The sequence below is a fragment of the Haloarcula marina genome (genome assembly GCF_024218775.1).
In the GTDB taxonomy this organism is placed as follows: Archaea; Halobacteriota; Halobacteria; order Halobacteriales; family Haloarculaceae; genus Haloarcula; species Haloarcula marina.
The window spans coordinates 2,013,974-2,035,564 of the sequence record NZ_CP100404.1 but is presented as its reverse complement, the minus strand read 5'-3'; the positions used below and the strand labels follow the sequence as shown (position 1 = coordinate 2,035,564).

The 21,591-nt window shown below is 65.7% G+C and carries 16 protein-coding genes; 9 read left to right on the top strand and 7 right to left on the bottom strand.

The window, feature by feature from the left end; translation table 11 throughout:
* Window positions 1-36: 36 nt before the first annotated feature.
* Window positions 37-1,098 (bottom strand): mannonate dehydratase, encoded by a 1,062-nt coding sequence (locus NJQ44_RS10560; RefSeq protein ID WP_254271312.1) that lies wholly within the window; start codon window positions 1,096-1,098, stop codon window positions 37-39.
* A 79-nt stretch (window positions 1,099-1,177) separates the two neighbouring features.
* Entirely contained in the window at window positions 1,178-2,413 is a 1,236-nt protein-coding gene (locus NJQ44_RS10555; protein ID WP_254271311.1) for an ABC transporter substrate-binding protein, read from the bottom strand.
* A 79-nt stretch (window positions 2,414-2,492) separates the two neighbouring features.
* Between NJQ44_RS10555 and NJQ44_RS10550 the strand changes: the two genes are divergently transcribed.
* From NJQ44_RS10550 to NJQ44_RS10540, 3 genes are read left to right on the top strand one after another with little or no spacing between them, the layout of a single operon-like run.
* Window positions 2,493-3,689 (top strand): CaiB/BaiF CoA transferase family protein, encoded by a 1,197-nt coding sequence (locus NJQ44_RS10550; RefSeq protein ID WP_254271310.1) that lies wholly within the window; start codon window positions 2,493-2,495, stop codon window positions 3,687-3,689.
* 41 nt (window positions 3,690-3,730) lie between these two features.
* Window positions 3,731-4,888: a glycoside hydrolase family 88 protein gene (locus tag NJQ44_RS10545; RefSeq protein ID WP_254271309.1), complete on the top strand. Its 1,158-nt coding sequence runs from the start codon at window positions 3,731-3,733 to the stop codon at window positions 4,886-4,888.
* Window positions 4,885-6,546, top strand: coding sequence for an acetate--CoA ligase (locus NJQ44_RS10540; protein ID WP_254271308.1), 1,662 nt, complete (start codon window positions 4,885-4,887; stop codon window positions 6,544-6,546). Before NJQ44_RS10545 ends, NJQ44_RS10540 begins: the two co-directional genes overlap by 4 nt.
* An 11-nt stretch (window positions 6,547-6,557) precedes the next feature.
* Here NJQ44_RS10540 and NJQ44_RS10535 read toward each other — a convergent pair whose 3' ends face one another.
* A complete protein-coding gene (locus NJQ44_RS10535) occupies window positions 6,558-7,205 on the bottom strand; it encodes a DUF4864 domain-containing protein (RefSeq protein ID WP_254271307.1) in 648 nt (215 codons plus the stop codon).
* A gap of 244 nt (window positions 7,206-7,449) precedes the next feature.
* Between NJQ44_RS10535 and NJQ44_RS10530 the strand changes: the two genes are divergently transcribed.
* A complete protein-coding gene (locus tag NJQ44_RS10530; RefSeq protein ID WP_254271306.1) occupies window positions 7,450-8,196 on the top strand; it encodes a DUF7260 family protein in 747 nt (248 codons plus the stop codon).
* A gap of 30 nt (window positions 8,197-8,226) precedes the next feature.
* Here the strand turns inward: NJQ44_RS10530 and NJQ44_RS10525 are convergent, their stop codons facing one another.
* From NJQ44_RS10525 to NJQ44_RS10515, 3 genes are all read right to left on the bottom strand, one after another.
* Entirely contained in the window at window positions 8,227-10,131 is a 1,905-nt protein-coding gene (locus NJQ44_RS10525) for a PDC sensor domain-containing protein (RefSeq protein ID WP_254271305.1), read from the bottom strand.
* Between the two features lie 2 nt (window positions 10,132-10,133).
* Window positions 10,134-11,495 (bottom strand): ABC transporter substrate-binding protein, encoded by a 1,362-nt coding sequence (locus NJQ44_RS10520; RefSeq protein ID WP_254271304.1) that lies wholly within the window; start codon window positions 11,493-11,495, stop codon window positions 10,134-10,136.
* A gap of 163 nt (window positions 11,496-11,658) precedes the next feature.
* Complete coding sequence (locus NJQ44_RS10515) at window positions 11,659-11,958, bottom strand: DUF7344 domain-containing protein (RefSeq protein WP_254271303.1); 300 nt, start codon at window positions 11,956-11,958, stop codon at window positions 11,659-11,661.
* A 279-nt stretch (window positions 11,959-12,237) separates the two neighbouring features.
* Between NJQ44_RS10515 and NJQ44_RS10510 the strand changes: the two genes are divergently transcribed.
* The 5 genes from NJQ44_RS10510 to NJQ44_RS10490 all read left to right on the top strand — a co-directional run bounded on the left by NJQ44_RS10510 (window position 12,238) and on the right by NJQ44_RS10490 (window position 20,363).
* Window positions 12,238-13,104: a PAS domain-containing protein gene (locus NJQ44_RS10510; protein WP_254271302.1), complete on the top strand. Its 867-nt coding sequence runs from the start codon at window positions 12,238-12,240 to the stop codon at window positions 13,102-13,104.
* A 78-nt stretch (window positions 13,105-13,182) separates the two neighbouring features.
* The gene (locus tag NJQ44_RS10505) at window positions 13,183-16,416 is read left to right on the top strand and encodes a PAS domain S-box protein (protein WP_254271301.1); all 3,234 of its coding nucleotides are present in this window, start codon (window positions 13,183-13,185) and stop codon (window positions 16,414-16,416) included.
* A 79-nt stretch (window positions 16,417-16,495) separates the two neighbouring features.
* Entirely contained in the window at window positions 16,496-17,455 is a 960-nt protein-coding gene (gene kdgK1 / locus NJQ44_RS10500; RefSeq protein WP_254271300.1) for a bifunctional 2-dehydro-3-deoxygluconokinase/2-dehydro-3-deoxygalactonokinase, read from the top strand.
* Between the two features lie 121 nt (window positions 17,456-17,576).
* Window positions 17,577-19,334 (top strand): pyruvate kinase, encoded by a 1,758-nt coding sequence (gene pyk / locus NJQ44_RS10495; protein WP_254271299.1) that lies wholly within the window; start codon window positions 17,577-17,579, stop codon window positions 19,332-19,334.
* 57 nt (window positions 19,335-19,391) lie between these two features.
* Window positions 19,392-20,363 carry an ROK family protein gene (locus NJQ44_RS10490; protein WP_254271298.1) on the top strand — a complete coding sequence of 324 codons (972 nt, stop codon included), beginning with the start codon at window positions 19,392-19,394 and terminating at the stop codon, window positions 20,361-20,363.
* 40 nt (window positions 20,364-20,403) lie between these two features.
* Here NJQ44_RS10490 and NJQ44_RS10485 read toward each other — a convergent pair whose 3' ends face one another.
* On the bottom strand, window positions 20,404-21,579 hold the full coding sequence (locus NJQ44_RS10485) for a Cdc6/Cdc18 family protein (RefSeq protein WP_254271297.1): 1,176 nt from the start codon (window positions 21,577-21,579) through the stop codon (window positions 20,404-20,406).
* Between the last annotated feature and the right edge of the window lie 12 nt (window positions 21,580-21,591).

The following is a 21,591-nucleotide window of genomic DNA, read 5'->3' as shown; positions in this document are numbered from 1 at the left end:
GGCGACCGACTTAAGGGTAGGTCCCGGTGCGTCGAGTCAGCGCCCGCGCTCGTGGCGAATCGCGTTCAGCATCCCGTTCAGGTAGCCGACGGCGTGGGCGCGCCCGCGGTGTTCCCAGTCGGTGTCGCCCTCGACGTGGGGGACGTGGTCCGGGATGACGAGGCCCGAGAATCCCACCTCGTCCAGCAGCGACAGAATCTCGTAGGCGTCGTAGTTCCCCTGGTCGACGAACGTCTCGTTGAACCGCGGGACCGTCCCGTCCACGTCGCGGAAGTGGACGTAGAACAGTTTGTCGCGCTCGCCGAAGTAGCGGATGACCTCGGGCAAATCCTCGCCCATCTCGGACCAACAGCCCAGACAGAACTCCAGTCCGTGGTTCTCGCTCGGCACCAGTTCCATAGCCCGCTTGAAGTTCTCGAAGTTGCGGAACAGTTGTGGAACGCCGCCGAGCGACCGCACGGGCGGGTCGTTGGGGTGCAGACACATCTGCACGCCCGCCTCCTCGGCGACGGGGAGCAGTTCCGAGAGGAAGTACTCGTAGTTGTCCCACAGTTCTTCCTCGGTGTACTCCCGGCCGTGGGTGAAGTCGTCTGGGACGGCATCGAGGTCGAACCCGGACGCGCCCGCGCCGCCTCGAACTGTCACGTCGGTGTTGCGCCAGACGCCGCCGGGCATCCAGTGGTAGCCGAACATCGGGATGCCCGCCCGGCCGATGTTCCTGATGGTCGTCTTGACGTGTTCCATCTGCCTCTCCCTCCCCTCCCGACCGAGCATGATTTTGTCGTAAAAGGAGATGGGGATGTTCTCGATGGCGTTCAGGCGGAGGCCCGCCGACTCGACGCGTTCGCGCAGTTCGACGAGGTTCTCGTACGACCACTCCTCGTCGCCCTCTAACGGAATCCGCTCGTTGTCGGGCATGTGCGGGTAGTCCGGCGAGTACCGATACATGTTCAGGAGGATGTCGTCGACGCCCAACTGCTTGCAGAAGCGGAGTTTCTCCGGCGTTGGGTCCATGAACTGACCGAGGCCGATACGCATCGGGAGCCCGTCGAAATCGACCGTCTCGGCGTCGCTATCGCTGGCCGTTGTCTCGCTCATAGTGGAGGAAACCCGGCGGACGGCGATAAGTGTTACTCGGTCGCACGCTCTGCGGACGGTCGACGACCGCCCCGACCGCTCACTCCAGCAACGCTCGCGCTCGCTCGTCGGCCTCGGCGAGGCCGTCCTCGACCGACATCGACCGGTCGACGACGACGGCCTCGACCATCTCGTTCAGAATCTCGTTCAACTCCGTGTACTCGGGGATGCGTGGGAGCGTGTTCACCGGGCCGGTGTTCACCTCTTCCAATATCGAGTAGAACGTGTTCGACCGCAGGATTTCGGGGTCGCGCCACGTCGAGAACCGCGTCCCCGACGCTCCCTCTTGTGTCGTGATGCGGTCGTTCTCCGGCGAGGCGGCGTGGCGGATGAAGTCGTAGGCGAGGTCCGGATGCTCGGCCCCGGCGGGGACGGTCAGGCCGTAACACACCGTCAGCGAGGTGTGCTCGCCCGCGGCGGCGTCCGCCCGCGGGATGAGGCCGTAGTTCGTCCGGCCGAACGCCGCCGAGTCGGGGTCCTCGGCCATCGCGCCAAAACCCGACCAGTTCCACATCATCGCGGCCTTCCCGTCGGCGTAGAACTGCCCCGTCTCGACGCTCTCCATCTCGACGGATTCCGGCGGCGCCACCTCGTGTTCGTGAATCAGGTCGTGGTAGTACTGGAGCGCCTCTCGACCTTCGGGGCTGTCGAAAGCCGGGGTGCCCTCGTCGTCGAGCAACTGTCCGCCGCGACTCCACAGGTGGATGGCGAAGTCGTACACGTCGTTGTGGCCGTCCGGTTTCGCGGCGACGACGGTCCCCCACATGTCCTCGTCGGGTCGCGTGAAGAACGACGCTACCTCCAGAAACTCGTCCCACGTCCGCGGCACAGAGAGGGGGCGACCGTACGCCTCGCGGAACGCCCGTTGCTCGTCGACGCTCTCGAAGCAGTCCTCGCGGTAGTGGAATATCTCCGGGCCGTCGTGGTACGGGACGCCGTAGGTCGTGCCGTCGTAGGCCATCAGGCCGCGCAGGCTCTCGGCCCAGCCTTCGGGCCAGTCTTCGGGCGGGTCTGCCGCCATCCGGTCGTCCAGCGGTTCGAGGTAGCCCGCGTCGGCGGCCATCGGCAGCCAGTCGCTCAGGCAGAGGAACAGGTCGTACCGGCCGTCGGCGATGTCGCCGGTATCGAGCAACTCCTCGTGAATCTCGGGAAGCGGGCGATGGTCGCGTTCGAAGGTAACGTCGGCGTCGACAGACGCGGCGAACGAGTCCATCTGTCGCTGGAGCGCGTTCTCGAACCCCTCGAACGGCCGCCCGACCAATCGAAGCGTTGGCATGTCCGAACCGACAGCGGAGTCGACATTAAGTGTACCGTCGAAACCAACGTTTATGCCCGAGCCACGACGTGTAACGGATATGGAGCGGGCACTCGACGGCGTGAAAATCGCCGATTTCACGCAGATGATGCAGGGGCCGTGGGCCACCCAGAAACTCGGTGACATGGGGGCCGACGTAATCAAGATAGAGCGACTCGGCGGGGAGTGGGAGCGAGATTTGGAGGCGGGCGGCGAACTGCTGGACGGCGTCAGCCCCTTCTTCCTCGCCATGAACCGCAACAAGCGGTCGGTCACGCTCGACCTCAAATCCGACGAGGGCCGCGAACTCGCCCTCGACATCGCGAGCGATGCGGACGTGGTGGTGGAGAACTTCCGACCCGGTGTGATGGAGAAGTTCGGCATCGGCTACGACGACGTGACCGAGGTGAACCCCGACGTCGTCTACGTCTCGGCCTCGGGATTCGGCCGCGACGGCCCTTACGCCGAGCGGCCCGGACAGGACCTCCTCTTGCAGTCGATGAGCGGACTGGCGAACTACACCGGGCGGAAGGACGACCCGCCGACGCCCGCCGGAACCGCCGTCGTCGACGAACACGCGGCGATGCTCATCGCCCTGCACACGATGTTCGCGCTGTTCCACAAGGAACGAACCGGCGAGGGCCAACGCGTCGAGGTGAACCTCCTGAACGCCGCCATCGATTTCCAGTGTCAGGAGATTACCGCCGCGCTGAACATGGACACGGAGTTCGAGCGCAGCGAGGAAGGCGTCGCGCAGGCGTGGCTCGGCGGTCCGTACGGCATCTACGAGACGGCGGACGGCTACGTGGCAATCGCGATGGCTCCGATGGCGGCCCTCGCTGAAACGCTCGACCTCCCCGCGCTCGCAGACTACGAGACGGCCGCCGAGACGTACGAACACCGCGACGAGATAAAGCGGACGCTCGAAGCGTACACTCGCGAACAGGAGAGCGACGAGTTGCTGGCGACGCTGCTTGAGGCGGACGTGTGGGCGGCCGAGGTCAACGACTTCGCGGACCTTGCGGCGGACCCGCAGGTCGAGCACAACGAGATTCTGGTCGAACTCGACCACCCCACGGACGGAACCTTCGAGACTGTCGGGCACCCGGTCGAAATGTCCGAGACGCCCGCCGAGACCCGGTCGCCGCCGCCGCTTCCCGGCCAACACACGGGCGAAGTCCTCGCGGAACTCGGATACGACGCCGACGAGCGGACGCGTCTCGCCGACGAGGGAATCGTGGGCGGAACGGTCGACTGACCGGCCCACAACTTCAATATTCGCGACCGGTAAGAGAAGGTATGTCAAATGCTGGCGGCCCGTACCGAGCCGCGCTTGACGCGGTGCTCACGCGGGTCGAGACGACGCTCGACGAGACGGGAGACAGGTTTCCGTACGTGTACGACCGGGAGGGCGATGCGTGGGAGACGACGGCGAACGGCAACTGGTGCGGCGGCCACTGGATCGGACTGCTCTGGACCGCCGCGAGCCACGCGGACGACGAGCAGACGCGCGACCGGTTCGAGCAAGCCGCCCGAGAACACACCGACGCGATGTACGAGTACATGCCGCGCGACTCGATGTTCTGCGGGATGAACTTTCTCTACGCCGGATTCCGCGCCTACGATGCCTGTGGCGACCGGACGCTGTTCGGTATCGGACTCGAAGGCGCGGACGCGATGGCCGACGCGTTCGACGAACGCGCCCGACAGATTCCGCTCGGCAAACTGGCGATCAAGGGTCCGGAGCAGTTCCGGGGTCCCGACTCCGACCACGGCCCACCGGGCGAACGCCTCGGGGCCGTCGACAACCTCTACACCGCCGTCCCGGTGCTGTGGCGTGCCTACGAGGAGACGCAGAACCCCCGGTTTCGGGACGTGGCCGTCTCCCACGCGGACCGCCACCTCGACTGGTACCTCCGGGGGGACGGCCGGACGTGGCATCACGCCGTCTTCGACGAGAGGGGCGCGCTGGAGCGACAGTACAACGAACTGGCCCACGGGGCGGACACCTGTTGGGCGCGCGGACAGGCGTGGAACATCGCGGGACTCGCGGCGGCCTATCGAGCGACGGACGCAGACCGGTATCGAGAAGCCCTCGAACGGTCGGTGGCGTACTACCGAGAACACGCGCCGACCGACAGGGTCCCACACTGGGACTTCGAGGTTCCGGACGCGGCCTCGGAACCGCGGGACACGAGCGCCGCGGCCATTACCGCCTACGGCCTGCTGACCCTGCTCCCGGACCGTCCGGCCGTCACCGACCTCCGAGACATCGGGTGGGAGATACTGGACTCGTTGATAGGGAACTACCTCGTCACGGACGCGCAGGACCCCTCGTACGGGCGGGTCGAACAGGGGTGTTTCAACCGGCCCGGCGAGTACGCCGTCGACACGGAACTGGTCTGGACGCAGTACTACGTCGCCGAAGCCCTCTCGACGGTGCTTGGCGACCGATGACGTGGACCGGCTACGACCTGCCGAGCGACCCGGATAGCTACGAGGACCTGCGAGACGGGTTCGCGTGGCGGGTTCCGGCGACGTACAACCTCGCCGACCACGCGCTCTCGGGTCCGGCCGACCGCCTCGCCCTCTCGCACGTCCCCGAAGGCGCGGTCGACGCACCGGACCGCACCCGGACGCTGACGTACGGCGACCTCGACAGCGCCTCGGCGACGCTCGCCGCACGACTCGCCGAATCGGGCGTCGGCCGCGGCGACCGGGTCGCCGTCTGTCTCCCCCAGTGTCCGGAACTGGTGGTCGCACACCTCGCCGTCCTCCGCCTCGGCGGCGTCGTCGTCCCCGTCTCGATGCTCGTCGGGGACGACTCGTTCGCCCATCTGCTCGCCCACAGCGACGCGACGGCGCTCATCGTCGACGCCGTACGGTGGGAGAGCGCGGAGGACGGTCTCCCCGGCCCGTCGACGGTCCTCTCCGTCACCGTCGACAGTGGAAACGACGCGCTCGGAGGGCTTGCGGCCCACACGGAGAACGTCGAGGCCCCCGCTGACCCGCCGATGGTCGCCACGTCGCCGTCGGACCCGGCGATGATTCTGTACACGTCGGGGTCGACGAGCGACCCGAAGGGCGTCCTCCAGAGTCACCAGTACCTGCTGGGGTCACTGCCCGGCTATCACTGCTGGTTCGGCTTGTTCGACGAGGCGGCCGCCCGTCGGGCGCGAGCGTGGACGCCGTCGGAGTGGGCGTGGGCCGGGGCACTGTTCGACGTGGTGTTCCCGACGCTCGCCGTCGGCGGCACCGTCGTCTCCTCGGTTCGGCGACGGGGATTCGACGCCGAGCGAGCCCTGACACTCGCCGAGGCACAGGGCGTCACGCACGCCTTCCTGCCGCCGACGGCGCTCCGGACGATTCGCAACGAGGCAGACCCCGCGCCGACGGCCGTGCCCGACCTCGAAGCGGTGATGTGCGGCGGCGAACCGCTCCCGGCGGCGGTCTCGTCGTGGGCGGAAGCCACCCTCGGCGTGACGGTCAGCGAATCGTACGGACAGACGGAGGCGAACGCGCTGGTCGGCGAGGTGGCGGGCGTCTATCGCACCGACGAGGCGCTCGGACGGGCGTATCCCGGGCACGATATCGTCCTCGTCGACGACGACGGCGCGGCGGTGCCCACGGGCGAAACCGGCGAGATAGCGGTCGTTTGCCCGGACCCAGTCGTGATGAGAGAGTACGTCGGCGACCCGGCGGCCACCGATGCGGTGCTGTCGGACGAGTTCCTCCGGACCGGTGACTTAGGCCGGTTCGACGACGACGGGACACTCACGCACCTCGGACGGAAGGACAGCGTCATCATCACCTCGGGCTATCGAGTTAGCCCGCTCGAAGTGGAGGGCGTGCTCTCGGACCATCCCGCCGTCGCCGCCGTCCGCGTCGAGGGCGAACCGGACCCGGAGCGCGGGCAGCGAGTCGTCGCGTTCGTCGTCCCCGCGGCGGACGCGACGGCCACCGACGACCTCGCGGCGGCGTTGCGGTCGACGGTCGCTGACCACCTCGGGCCGCACAAGCGCCCGCGGCGAATCGCGTTCGTGGAGGAGTTGCCGACGACGCGGACGGGCAAGACCGACCGGTCGGGCGCGCTCGACGACGGCGAGGGGGCGTGACCCCCCTGCGATTACGACGCGGTGATGCTCGTCGTCATCCAGCACCCGCCGTAGGGTTCTATGGTCTGTATCATTTGGAGTTCCAGTCGCCACGTGTAGACGCTCGTCTCGTTCCCATCGGTGACTTTGACTCGCTGAGACGCGAACGCGCCGTCGCGGACCAGCGGTTCGTAGGTCACCGTCGCGGGGGAGAGGAGCGGGCGATACTCTGACGTGACTACGTCGACGAAGTCCTCGTACGACCCGAACGCGGATCGGTACGAAAGGGCCATGAACCGCCACGTCGCGTTGACGCCAGCGTGCGTGACCGGGTCGTCGTTCTGGAGCGCGTTCACCTGTATGTGGACGACGAGGCCCGGCGGCCGGTCGCAGGTCGGCCGGAGCGACAGGTATCGTCCCTGCGCGGATGCTGTTCGGTTCGCATCGCTCACGACCCCGACCCAGTGTCCGCGCTGTGACGCGCCGCCCGCGAGCGACCGACCGTTCGGTTCCGGTGTCGGCGTCGGGGTGGGGGTGGGGGTCACCGCCGTCTCCGGTACGGGTGCGGGCGTCACCGCCGGTTCGTCGGCGGACCCGCCGGTCCCCAATAGCTCCCCACACCCTGCGAGTAGCAGGGCGGCGGCGAGCAGCAGTACGACGAGTGGGCCGCCCCGAGACATACGTGAACGACGGGGCGCAGTGACTTCGGTGTTCTCATCGAGCGAAATATGATTATTAGTTGGTTTTAGTGTGTTTCGACTTGTGAGGCGCAATAATATAGAATAGTGCTGAAATAGGTATATGCTCAAAAATTGGATATCCAATGTAATGAATCCAATCACCCGATTTGGACAGTGATAACGACCGCTCGGCAAGATATAGGTGAAACAAACATTTTAGTTATAGTCGCACGAAGTCGTGATAATGATTGACACCAACGTCTCTGGGACCCGATACCTCCAATCCTTTCGGCGGCACGTCCTCGGCCCCGTCACGACGGCGCTCGATATCGTCGAGGCAGAGCAGTCTGAAGTCGCCGCGGAAGCCGACGCCTTCGAAGCCTTCGCGTCGCGGGTCGCCGACGTCGATGCCGCCGAACCACAGTGGCTACCGATGGCGCAGTCACAGACCCTGCAGACTCGGCAGGACCGATGCTCACAACTCGAACGTGTCCGCGAGGCGTACCGAGAGACAGTGATGAGCGTCCCGCACTACGAGGCGGTGTACGACGAGTCGCTGGTCGAGAACGTGATGTTGGAACTCGGCGAGGCACTCGCCGAACGGTTTCGCCCCAACGGCGGGCAGTTCACTGCGCCGTACAAACAGGCGCTCGTCACGGCAGCCAAAGACGCGGCGACCGAACGGGAGCGGTTTCTGGAGACGCTCGACCGCGAGGAGTCGTCGCTGGAGACGGCGCGCGACTCCCTGATGGAACTCGTCGTCGGCCTCGACGGCATCACCATCCCACACTGGTACGAGTCGACGTTCGCCGAGACGCTCGAAGGCGTCGTCGAAACCCGGCAACGGCACTTAGACCGACAGGTGGCACTGCCCGGGGAGAACAGGGTGAGCCTGTGTACGCTCCTGTACGACGACCAACAGTGGACGTTCCCGGTGTTGACCGCCGCCGCGCGGACCCGCGAAATTCTCGGCGAGGACGAATCGCCCTGAGTCGGCGAATCGAAAAACTCCTCTCGCCGGTCAGTTGTCGTCGTTCTCCGCGAGGCCCTGCGAGGGGCCGCCCGAGAAGACGAACTCGTGTTCGGCCTCGGTCTGGAACCGGCCGAGGATGTCGCCGAGCGGTTGCGCGTAGCGCTTGAGTCGTTCGGCGCGCGACGACACTTCGTTCAGTTCTGCGGCCTGTTCCTCGGCGGCCCCGGCGACCGTCTCGGATTCGGCCATCATGTTCTCGCTGGTATCCGCGGCCTCCTGTAGCGTCGTCGCCGTCGTCTGGAACGCCGCGAGCGAGTCGGCCATCTCGACTTCGGGGTTCTCGTCTTGGAACCGCTGTAACTGCTCGACGAGTTCGTCCAAGTCCTCCGAGAGCGTCTGGAGCCGTTCTTTCTGGTCGTAGGCGTCGTCGGAAATCTTCTGGACGGACTCGGCGACCTGTTCGGAGGCGTCGCGCACGGACTCGGCGCTGGTCAGCACCACGTCACCGGAGTCGGCCACTTCGTCGGCGAAACTGTCGAGTTGGCCGATGGTCTTCTCCAGTTCGTCTATCATGCCGTTGAACTCGCTCGCGATGCGGTCCATGGCCTGATTCTCGCCGTCCGTCTCCATCCGCCTGGTGAGGTTCCCGGCGGCCGTCGCCTCCATCACTTCCGAGAACTCCTCGGCCTTCGTTTGGAGGTACTTGTTGACCTCCATCGCCTCGGCGCGGGAGACTTCCGCCTCCTTCTGTGCGCGCTGAGCCTCGTTAATTTGCTGTTTGAGCGCGTCGCGCATGTCGGCGAACCCGTCGTACAGGCGACCGATGTTGTCGATGCGGGACGAGGAGATGTCCACGTCGAGGTCACCCTCGCGCATCTGCTCGGTCTTTCGGGTGAGGCGGTCGATGGCTGTCGCGGTGTTGTAGCCGAGTACCGCGCCGACGCCGCCGATGAGCAGGACCATCACGACGGTCCCGACGATACCGTACAACTGGACGTTCTGGACGAATCCGAACACCGCCGAATACGGGGCGTGGACCAGCACGACCCAGTCGGTGCCCTCGATGGGCGAGAAGCCGACGGTGTACTGCTCGGCGACCACGTCGCCCGCGGGCATGGTGGCGATGACGCCCGCCGCTTGGTCGCCGCCGCGCAGGTCGTTGGCCTGCGAAATCGGCTGGGTCGCTTCACCGCCCGACGCGTACTGCTGGAGCATCTCGTCGCCGACGCCGCCCTCGGCGCTCTCGTCGAACATGACGACGTTCGAACCGTTCACGACCTGCGTGAATCCACCCTCTGCGCGCTCTGAGCCTTGCAGGGACTCGGTGATGCTGTCGACGGAGTACTCGATGACGATATACCGGTTCTGGGAGGCGTCGACGGGACTCATGAACCCGACGACGGGACCGGTCTGTGTCTCGTAGACGCCGGAGTGGGTCACCTCTCCCGCCCGGTCGAACGACGTGTCGGCCGTCCATCCCCGACCGACGGTCGAGACGTTCGTGTCGGCACTCAGCGACGTACTCGCGACGACGTTCGTGCCGGTTATCTGCCGTTCGACCAGGTGGACGCTCGACACGTCGGCCGATAGCCCCGCTTCCCGATTGCGGAGTTCCGCCCGCAGGTCTTCGGTATCGTCGGTGGTCCACCCGTCACTCGAGGAGACGAACTGCACCGACAGGCGGTTGCGTTCGAACCACTGCTCGATGATGTCCCCCTCCTGTGCGGCGACGCCCCTGTACTCGTCGGTGACCTGTGTCTCGGTGTAGGTACGGACCTGTTCCGTGGCGGCGATGCCGACGACGCCGACGGACAGCGCCATCACCACCAGCACGATACCGAACTTCAGCGCGAAGTTACGCCGAATCGGGTCCGGCGTAATCGTCGCGAGGAGACCGCCGCTCGCATCGTCGCCGCTCGATTCCCCATCCAGAGGTGTGTCCTGTCCACTCATAGTTAGTTACCGTCCAGCGAGCAGTCGGTCGCCGGTCCCTCGGTGCACGGGTACGTCGCCTCCCGTGTGGTCTCGACCAAGTCGTAGTACCGACCGAGACTCTGCTGTTCGCGCGGCCGTCCCCTGACGATTGGGACGGGACGCATCGACTGGTGGTCGCATGCCCGCATCGTCTGTGCGCCCATCCCCGCACCGTACTCCCACCCCTCCAGAGCCGAGATGACCTCGTTCGGGTCGAACGTCTCGGCGCGAGCGACGGCGTGGGCGTACTGCAGCGTCTGCGTGTAGGCGACGTGGGCCGGGCCGGAGGGTATCCACGACGACGTGGAGTTCGTGCCGCCCTTGTACTCGTTACTGAACGAGTCCATGAACTGGCCCGACAGCGGCGTCACGATGGACGTGTCCCACGCGATGGTCCCGAGAACGTCTTCGATTGCACCCGCGGCCGTCTGCGCGACCGCCCGGGTGTAGAGCGGGATGACGACGTTCTCCTCGGGGAACGCCTCGCGGACCGCGCGGACGGCGTTCGCCGCGTCGAGTCCCCGGAAGTTCAGGACGAGAACGTCTTCGTCGGCGTTCTCGATGTCCGCCGTGTACTGCGTGAAGTCCCGCGTTCCCAACTGGGCCCCCAGACTCCCGACCGGTTGCCACCCGGCGTCGGTCAGGAACTCCTTCATCTGTGAGCGCTGTGCGTACCCCCATTGGTCCTCGGAGTACAACTGGAAGAAGTTCACGTCCGAACCGAACTCCTCGACGAGGACGGGCGTGAGCGCCTTCGCCGTCATGTAACTGTTGAACATCTCCCGGAACGTGAACCGGTTGCACTTCTGGCCGGTCATCGAGTCGATGTGGGTCATCGTCGACATGTAGATGACCTCGTGTTCGGCCGCCAACTCCTGATGGGCGAGGCCGGTGTCGCTGGTCGACCCGCCCGACAGCATGATGATGTCGTCGTTCTCTATCATCGACGCCGCGGAGTCCCGCGCCGTCTCGGGGTCGCTCTGCGTGTCTCTGACGACCGTTTCGACCGTCTTTCCGAGGAGGCCCTCGCCACTCAGTCGCGGAAAGAACTTGTTGTTGACCCATCCCCCACCCTCGTTGATGTGTTTGACCGCGAGTTCGTGACCGCGAAGTCCCTCGTCGCCCGTCGTCGAGAACGGCCCCGACTGGGCGACGTTGAATCCGAACGTGACGGTATCCCCTGAGACGGGATAATTGCCGATGCGTTCCGCTGTCGATGTCCCCGAGCCACTGCCGCTCCCCCCACCACATCCGGCGAGTCCGGCGAGCCCCGACGCACCAGTCGCTCTGAGAAACGTCCGCCGAGACAGCGTCGCCGTCTCACTCGTTGCCCTACTATCCATAGAACTGTGTGCAAAATATGGGTACAAAAGCCTTTGGAGATATGAAGTATCATCCCTCAGATTAATGTCGTCAGAGCTGAACTATACTCGACCCATCCAGTGTGGGTCGGGCGTCAGATAACGCCGAGAACGGGTGACTGTACGAAAATCCGGCCGAATCCCGCTATCGGGGGCTATCGGTGGCCCTCGCGGCCTCGGGAACCGGGTCGACGACGTTGGCGTCGGCGTCGTAGTCGATGATATCGACGGCGTCCATCTTGGGGAGGTGGATGTGATGGAGTGTCGCGGCGATTCGACGGTCACCATCGTCGTCGGATGGCCATCTGTCGTCCTCGACGAGGGTCGCCGCGAGGTCCGCCAGCGCCAGGGAACTCGTCCGGCCAGCGAGGGCGTGCATCGTCGCCCGTCGCTCCGGCGAGGACAGGAGCGAGTACTGTTCAGTTCGCGACAGTCCGTTCGTCATCGGAAATTCTTCGATGACGTCCAAGTTTATCGGTGACATCGGTGGTGATTCAGGGGGTATTCGCTGCCCCGGAGTGTTCGTAACGAAGCACGTCTCGCCCCTAAGGCTGACCTAATAACAATTAGGTAGCGGTCGTTTCGCCGTCGTTGGTTCGCGTCCTGTAACGTGGTTGGAATTACGCGCTTTCGACCGAAACGATTTCTCGTCCCGAATTCCCACCCTGAACCCGGAGACTCCACCGGCGGAATGTTGATATATGTTTGCTGAGTAAGGGTTCCGATGACACTCGATTCGTTGACCGGCCCCCTCCGGGAGACGCTCTCGGTGTTCGAACGCTCGGGCGAACCGTGGACGACGCCCGAAGTGGCGGATGCGCTCGAACTCGGCCGCCGGAGCACGTACGCGCGTCTCGACAGACTCGCAGACAACGACGTACTGGAGACGAAGAAGGTCGGCGCGGGCGGCCGAGTCTGGTGGCGGCCGTCGACCGTGCCTGACACGAGCAGTGACCGTGCCCGGACGTTCTCGGACCTCGCGCAAACCCTCCCCGGTGCCGTCTGTCGCCACCGGGACGACGGCGAGTGGGTGGTCGGCGCTATCGACGACGAGGCCGCGGCGCTCACGGGGTACGACGCGGCGGTTATCGAATCCGATGCGGTCAGTTGGTCGGCCGACATCGTTCACCCGGAGGACCGGGACTCCGTGGAGCGCCACGTACAGACGGTGCGAACCGAGGGAGACGGCGGTCGCACCGACTATCGTATTCGGACCGCCGACGGGGCCGACCGGTGGGTTCGAGAGCGGACCACTGTCGTCTCGGGGCCGGATGGCGAGGACGACCGCCTCCTCGGCGTCGTCATCGACATTACCGACGCGAGAGACGCGACGCGGGAACTCGCCGCGGTCGAGGGACGGTTCGAGGCGCTGGACCGTGCGACCGACCGGCACGCGGTGGTCGACGTCGACGACGCGGGCGCTGTCGAGCGGTGGACCGACAGCGCCGCCCGTCTGTTCGGCTACGGGGCCGACGAAATCACGGGCGAACCGCTCTCGACGCTGTACGACTACCCGGAGCGCGGTCGGGACGTGGTCGACGACCTCTCGGCCGCGGCCGACGACGCACTCGCGGCGGACGCCGAGGGCTGAACCGCCGACGGAACCCGATTCCCGGCGACGGTCACCGTCGAACGCGTCGGACCCGATACCCACGAGAGCGAGTTCGTGGTGGTCGTCCGCGACGACACCGACTATCAGCGCTACGAGGACCGACTGCGCGAGGAAGTCTCCTTCAGCGAGAGCGTCCTCAACTCCCAGCGCGACATGGTTTACGCGTTCGACACGAGCGGTCAGTTCCTCCGATGGAACGACCAGTTGCAGGCGGTGACGGGCTACACGGACGCCGAGATCGCCACGATGGGACCGACCGAGTTCATCGCCGACGGCGACGTTCCGGCGGTCGCCGAGGCTATCGACCGCGTCTTCGCCGGTGAGAGCACGACGGTGGAGGCGGACATCGCGACGAGCGACGGCGAGACGATTCCCTACGAGTTCAGCGGCACGCCGATAACCGACCGCGACGGGCGCGTCGTCGGCCTGACCGGCGTCGGTCGCGACGTGACCGAACGGAAACTGAAGGAACGACGGCTCAAACGCCAGCGAGCGGAACTCCAGCGCGAACTGGAAGACGTGTTCACTCGTATCGACGACGCGTTCCTCGCGGTCGACGAGGGGCGGTTCGTCCACGCGAACGAGCGCGCGGCGGCCGTGTTCGACCGGTCGCCGGAGTCGCTCGTCGGCCGAGACGCCTGGGCGACGTTCGACGACGTGTTCGACGCAGCGGTCGAGACGGCCTGTAAGCGCGCCGTCGAGACGCAGGACTCCGCCTCCTTCGAGACGTACGCGCCGGAGGAAGAGACGTGGTTCGAGGTGAACCTGTATCCGTCCGAAAGCGGGCTGTCGATGTACTTCCGAGACATCACCGAGCGCAAGGAACGAGAGCGCGACCTCTCCCGCTACGAGACGCTGTACCGAGAGTCCAAGGACGCCAATATGGTCGTCGACGCCGACGGTCGGTTCAGCGAAGTCACTCCGACCGCGGCGCGCCTCCTCGGCTATGACCCCGACGACCTCACCGGTGAGTCCATGCTTTCGGTCGTTCATCCCGACGACCGGGAGACGGCACGGGAACAGTTCACCCGTCTCCTCGACGACCCGTCCCGCGAACCGCAGGTGCAACTCCGCCTGGAACGGCACGACGGTGACCGGGTCATCGTCGAAGCGGCGGGCCGGAACCTCCTCGACGACCCGGCCGTCGAGGGCGTCGTCGTCTACATGCGGGACGTGACCGAACGGGTCGAGCGAGAGCGGGAACTGGAACTGTACGAGACTATCGTCGAGACGATAGAGGACGGCGTGTACGTCCTCGACGAGGACTTTTGCTTCACCGAAGTCAACGACGCCTACGTGGAGATGACCGGCTACGACCGGGCGGAGTTGCTCGGGAGCCACTGTTCGCTGGTCGTCTCGGAAGACGTTTCGAACGATTCGCGAGACCGGATGGGGGAACTCGCGTCCGAAGGGGGCAGTGCAGTCATCGAAGCCGACATCCAATGTGCGGACGGGACGACGATTCGAGCGGAGAGTCGGTTCAGTGCGCTGTCGGGAACTGGTGGCCACGCACACAAGGTGGGCGTCGTCCGCGACGTGCGTGACCGGGTCAGCCGAGAGCGCGAACTCAGAGATAGGGTACAACAACAAGAGGTGGTCGCGGAGTTCGGCCAACGGGCGCTCGAAGCCTCGGACCTCGACGCGCTGTTCGACGAGGCGTCCGCTATCGTCGCCGAAACGCTCGGCAACGATTACTGTAAGGTCCTCGATTTGGACGCCCAGGCGGATGAACTCTTCCTCCGGGCGGGTGTCGGCTGGAACGACGGCGTGGTCGGGTCCGCGACGGTGTCGGCCATAGAGAACGAGTCACAGGCCTCCTACACGCTGTCGACGGAGGCGGCGGTCGTCGTCGAGAACCTCGAAACGGAGACGCGGTTCAGCGGCCCCGACCTGCTCCGTGACCACGACGTTCGGAGCGGTATCAGCACGACCATCGGCCCGACAGAGAACCCGTGGGGGATTCTCGGAACCCACGATACCGAGGTGAAGGAGTTCTCCCTGTACGACGCGAACTTCGTCCAGTCGGTCGCGAACATCCTCGCGTCCGCGATTGGACGGCACCGACACGAGCGAAAGTCCGCCCGCCGCCGCGAGCAACTCACCGCGTTGAACAGCCTCAACGAAGTCGTTCGGGAGACGACCGAAGCGATTATCGAGAAATCGACGCGCGAGGAGATAGAGCGGACCGTCTGCGACCACCTCGCCGCGACAGACTCCTACCTCTTCGCGTGGACCGGCGAGGTAGACAGCGCCTCGGAGACGGTGCGCTTGCGGACCGAATCGGGGGTCGAGGGCTACCTCGACGACCTCACTATCTCCGTCGACCCGGACGACGAGAAGAGCGAGGGACCGACTGGTCGCGCGCTCAGAACCGGCGAGACGCAGACGATACAGCACGCCGACGCGGACCCGCAGTACGAACCGTGGTGGGACATCACGTCGGAGTACGGATTCCGGTCCTCGGCGGCCGTCCCGATTACGCACGAGAGCACGACCTACGGGGTGTTGAACGTCTATTCCGACCGGCCGGAGGCCTTCGAACGCAGCGAGCGACGCGTCATCAGTCAACTCGGCGAGGTAGTCGGTCACGCAATCGCGGCCGTGGACCGAAAGCAGGCGCTGTTGAGCGACGAAGTCGTCGAACTCGAACTTCTGATACCGAACTTCCTCTCGGCGTACGAGTTCGAACAGTCCGACGAGGAGTCCATCTACCTCGACCACACCGTCCCGGTGGGCGACGACGAGTACCTCATCTTCGGCCACACGACGCCGGAGGGCCTCGACACCGTCCGGTCGATGGCCGACGAACTCCCGTTCTACGAGGACGTGACCGTCCGGGGCGAGGGCGACGAACCGCGGTTCGAACTGTCCGTCTCGAAGCCGCCGATACTCTCGGTGGTCGCGTCGATGGGCGGGTCCATCGAGGGTGCCGTCGTCGAGAACGGCGAGTACCAGTTCACGGTCCACCTACCGCCGAGCGTGGACGTGGGTCGGGTCATCGACGCGGTCACCGACGCCGAACCGGACGTGACGCTGCTCAAACGACAGCAACTGACTCTTCCGGACCAGGACGAGAGCGCGGAGGTGAATCTGTTGACAACCGACCTCACCGAGCGGCAGTACACCGCCCTGGAGACGGCCTACCACGCTGGATTCTTCGGTTGGCCCCGAGATGCCACCGGGGAGGACGTGGCAGACGCGCTGAATATCGCCCCGCCGACGTTCCACCAGCACCTCAGAAAGAGCCAGCGGAAGGTGTTCGACGCGATGTTCGGCGGGGGACCGGCCTAATCGCCGCGGTCACCGTTTCGAATCCGGCGGCCGACGCGTCTCTCAGGGATTTATACCGAGCGGGCGACGAGGTGGGCACATGACAGACCTGGTCACATTCGGAGAGACGATGCTCAGGCTCTCTCCACCCGACGAGGAGCGATTAGAGACCGCCGACCAGTACATCGTTCGGGCCGCCGGAGCGGAGTCGAACGTCGCCGTCGCCGCCCAGCGACTCGGCCTCGACGCCGTCTGGACCTCGAAACTGCCCGATTCGCCCGTCGGCCGTCGGGTCGTCGGCGAACTCCGGAACCACGGCGTGGACACCGACATCGTCTGGGACGACCCCGAAGCGGGCCGACAGGGGACCTACTACCTCGAACAGGGACAGAAGCCCCGCGGCAACGAGGTCATCTACGACCGGGCCGACGCCAGCGTGACCACCGCCGAGACGGGAGAACTCCCGACCGAAACGATAGCGGACGCCACCGGGTTCCACACCACCGGTATCACTCCCGCGCTCTCCGACACCCTCGAAACGACGACCGCGGAGGTCCTCTCGATGGCGCAGGACGCCGACACCGTGACGAGTTTCGACCTCAACTACCGGTCGAAACTGTGGGACCCCGCGACGGCGAAGTCGGTCCTGACCGAGCTGTTCCCCGACATCGACGTGCTCGTCGCCGCCCGCCGCGACGCCGAGACGGTACTCGGCCGAACCGGTGACGCCGAGTCCGTCGCCCGCGGACTTGCGGACGACTACGGCTTCGACGTGACCGTCGTCACCCGGGGTTCGAAGGGCGCTCTCGCGCTCGAAGACGACACCGTCTACGAGCAACCGACCTTCGAGGCGTCGAACGCCTACCCGGTCGGCACGGGAGATTCCTTCGTGGGCGGTTTCCTCTCGCAGTACCTCGCGGGCGAGTCCGTTCCCGAAGCGCTGGCGTGGGGCGCGGCGACGGCCGCGCTGAAACGTTCGGTCCCGGGCGACATCGCCGTCGTCTCACCAGCGGAAGTCCGCGAAGTCATCGAAGGCGACACCGAAGCGATATCCCGATAATCGCCGAACCGCGGGATAATTCTGCGACATCCGACAAGATTCTTATCCCCCGGCTTAGTACGCTTCAGTATGATTCACCGAAGTGCGAGTTCACTATCGTTTTTCCCCGGAGGACAGGCCGATGCGTAGCGCGAAAATAGTCTGTACCCTCGGCCCGGCCTCCGAGTCAGTCGAGGATATCGCCTCGCTCGCGGAGGCCGGTATGTCAGTCGCGCGACTCAACGCGAGCCACGGTTCGCCCGAACACCGCCGGACCATGATAGAACGGATTCGAGAGGTCGACGAGGCCGTCGACTCGCCCGTGGCGTCGATGCTCGACATGCCCGGTCCCGAAGTCCGCACCGCCCCCATCCGAAAGCCAATCGAACTCGAAGAGGGGACGACGGTTCGCTTCGTCGTCGGCGACGAGGCGACGCCCGAGGAAGTCGGCCTCTCGAAGTCGATTACGAGCGTCGAGTCGGGCGACCGGGTCCTCTTAGACGACGGTCGCATCGAGACGACGGTCGAACGCGTCGAGGACGACGTGGTGTTCGCTCACGTCGAGAACGGCGGCGAACTCGGGGCGCGGAAGGGCGTCAACGTCCCCGGCGTCGAACTGGGGCTGCCGACTATCACCGAGAACGACGAACAGGAACTCGACGTGGCCGCCGAGATGGAACCTGATTTCGTGGCCGCCTCCTTCGTCCGCGACGGCGACGCCATCTACGAGATAAATCAGGCCTTAGAGGACCGCGGCGTCGACATCCCCGTTATCGCGAAAATAGAACGCGCCGGGGCCGTCGAGAACCTCGACTCCATCATCGAGGCCGCCTACGGCGTGATGGTCGCCCGCGGCGACCTCGGCGTGGAATGTCCCCTGGAAGATGTGCCCATCATCCAGAAGCGCATCATCCGCAAGTGCCACCAGGCGGGCGTGCCGGTCATCACCGCGACGGAGATGCTCGACTCGATGATTCACTCCCGGCGGCCGACTCGCGCGGAGGCCTCGGACGTGGCGAACGCCGTCCTGGACGGCACCGACGCCGTGATGCTATCCGGTGAGACGGCTATCGGCGACCATCCGACTCGCGTCGTCGAGACGATGGACCGCATCGTCCGCGACGTGGAACAGAGCGAAGAGTACGCCGAGTCGCGCGAACAACGGGTCCCCACTGCCGGTGGGACGCGGACCGACGCCTTGGCGCGTTCCGCTCGCTTCCTCGCTCGGGACATCGGTGCGTCGGCCGTCGTGGCCGCCTCCGAATCCGGCTACACGGCGCTCAAGGCCGCGAAGTACCGTCCGTCTATCCCCATCGTCGCGTCGACGCCCAGTGAGCGCGTCCGTCGTCGACTCGCGCTCTCGTGGGGCATCACGCCCGTCACGACCGATTACACTACCGACGGGGCCGACGCCATCATCCAGAACGCTGTGCAGTCGGCCTTGGAGACGGAGGCTGCCGAGGGCGGCGACACCGTCGTCGTCCTCTCGGGGATGATGACCGAACTGGAAGGCATGAACACGGCGAACATGCTGAAGGTCCACGTCGCCGCCGAAACGGTCGCGAACGGGCGGTCGGTCGTCGAGGGCCTCGTCACCGGTCCGGTGTTCCACGTCGAGGACGGGGACATCACCGACGCGCCAGATGGCGCGATTCTCGCGGTCCCCGAGAACTTCGATGGCGAGTTCATCGGCGACACGAGTCGCGCTGGCGGCATCGTCGACGCCCACGAAGGTTTGACGAGTTACGCCGCCATCATCGCGCGCGAACTGTCGATACCGATGGTCTCCGACGCGCGCCTCGACGGCGTCGAAGACGGCTCGATTATCACGCTCGACGCCGAACGCGGCGTCATCTACGAGGAGGCCGTCGGTCGCGAGCAGTTGAGCGACGAACGGTAACACGGCTGGCGTCGAATATGTGCAATTAAGTAGCGGAAGAGCGACCTTCCCATCAACATGGCCGCATACGCTGGGGTCGACCTCGGTGCGACACACATCCGCGCCGTCATCGGCGACGCGTCAGGAACGCCGATTGCGTCGTACAAACGCGAGACACCACGCGGGCCCAACGGCATCGCGGTGACCGAAGCAGTCCTCGATGCGCTTCGCGAGGCCTGTGACGCCGCGAACATCGAACCGACCGACGTTCTGGCGGCGGGCATCGGTTCGTTCGGCCCGTTGGACCTCGCCGAGGGTATCGTCGAGAACCCCGCGAACCTCCCCGACACTATCGACCGGATTCCGCTGACCGGTCCCGTCGAGAACTTGCTCGGGACCGGCGAGGTGTATCTCCACAACGACGCCAACGCCGGGGTCATCGGCGAACGCTACTACTCGGACCGAAACCCCGACGACATGGTGTATCTCACCATCTCCTCGGGCGTCGGTGCTGGCGTCGCCGTCGACGGAAACATCCTCAGCGGGTGGGACGGTAACGCTGGCGAAGTGGGCCACCTCACCATCGACCCGCACGGCTTCATGACCTGTGGATGTGGACACGACGGCCACTGGGAGGCGTACTGCTCGGGCGAGAACATCCCGCGCTACGCGACCCAACTCCACCGCGAGGACCCCGTCGACACGGCCCTGCCCATCAACACCGAAGGGTTCGACGCGGCCGACGTGTTCGAGTACGCTGGCGAAGACGAGTTCGCTTCCCACGTCCTCGAACAGATTTGTCACTGGAACGCCATCGGCGTTGCCAACATCGTCCACTCCTACGCGCCGCTGGTCGTCTACGTCGGCGGCGCCGTCGCCATCAACAACCCCGAGCAAGTACTCGACCCGATACGCGAGCGCTTAGACGACATGGTGATGTCGAACATCCCCGACATCCAGTTGACGAACCTCGGCGACGACGTGGTGGTTCGCGGCGCACTCGCTTCGGCGCTCACCGAGGGGACCGGCGACCCCGCGAAGGCACGCTGAGCGGTCGCTGGGTACCGTTCTGAAAAGCGACGACGCGTCGCTACTGCCGAAGGTCGTAGAGCCGACGGAACGCCGTCGGCGGGAAGCGCGGGACGACCCGGCTCGGGGGCCGTCCCTGTCCCTTCTGTGCGGTCGATTGCACGCGCTCTACGACGCCCGCTTCGGCCATCTCGTAGAGGAAGCGTTTGACCGTCCCCGGCGAGAGGTCCACCGAGGAGCGACCGCCGATTGCCTCCGTGGTCGCGGTGACCGACGAGCGTTCGTCCGGCCCGAGGTCGATGAGTGCGCGTAACACCGACTGCCTGTTGGCTGGCAGCGACAGGACGATGCCGAGCGAGACACAGGGGGCCGGAATCTCGTCGATTGCGGCCTCCACGTCGCCCTCGGTCAACTGGTTTCGTCCCGCGTCGCTGGCGAACTCCGTCGCGATGAACAGCGCCACGAGGGCGTCGTGGGCGTTGCCCTCCGCCCATTCAGCGATACGGCGGGCGAGGCCGTGGTCCAACGCCTGCTGTGCGAGGCCGACGGATGCCCGCGTCATCAGCACGTCGACGAGCATCTGCCGCTGGTAGCGGTCGACGTGAATCGAGTCGGCAGTGTACTCCGTCAGCGTCGTCTCCGGTGGCGGCGTCCGACCGATAGCGAGCCAACTGACGTTACTCGGGAGGCCCGCGAACAGCTCTACGAGTGTTTCTTCGTCTGTACTACGTGATTCGCCGACGTGGTCGACGGCCACGACGACACCGGCACGGGAATGCCCCAGTCGCTCGTGCAACTGTTGGCGGAGCGTCGACGTACCGATGCCGTGTTCCGGGACCGCCTCCTCGACGAGTGCGTCCAAGACGGCGTGGTAGAACGCGAACTCGCTGGTCGTCTTCCTCGCGTCGACGTACACGAACGCCGGGGACGTGGGTGAGTGTGCGCGGGTCGTCGTGTGAATGACGGCCCGCGTCTCGTTGGGTAACTGGTTCAGGTGGGAGAACAGCGCCGTGACGACGGCGGATTTCCCCGCCCCCATCGGGCCGTGGACGTACGCGTTCGGCGGGAGGTTTCCGTCGAACACCGGGTCCAAGTGGTCCAGCAACTGCTCGAGCACTGGCCCGCGGTCGGCCGGTTCGTCGATGTGGGTCACCGGCGACAGCGAGTCGTAGTCCTGAACGAGTCGCGGTGCCCCGTTCCGGCGTCTGCGTCGTTTGATTCGCGCTTCGAGATCCATAGCCTGTGCGAA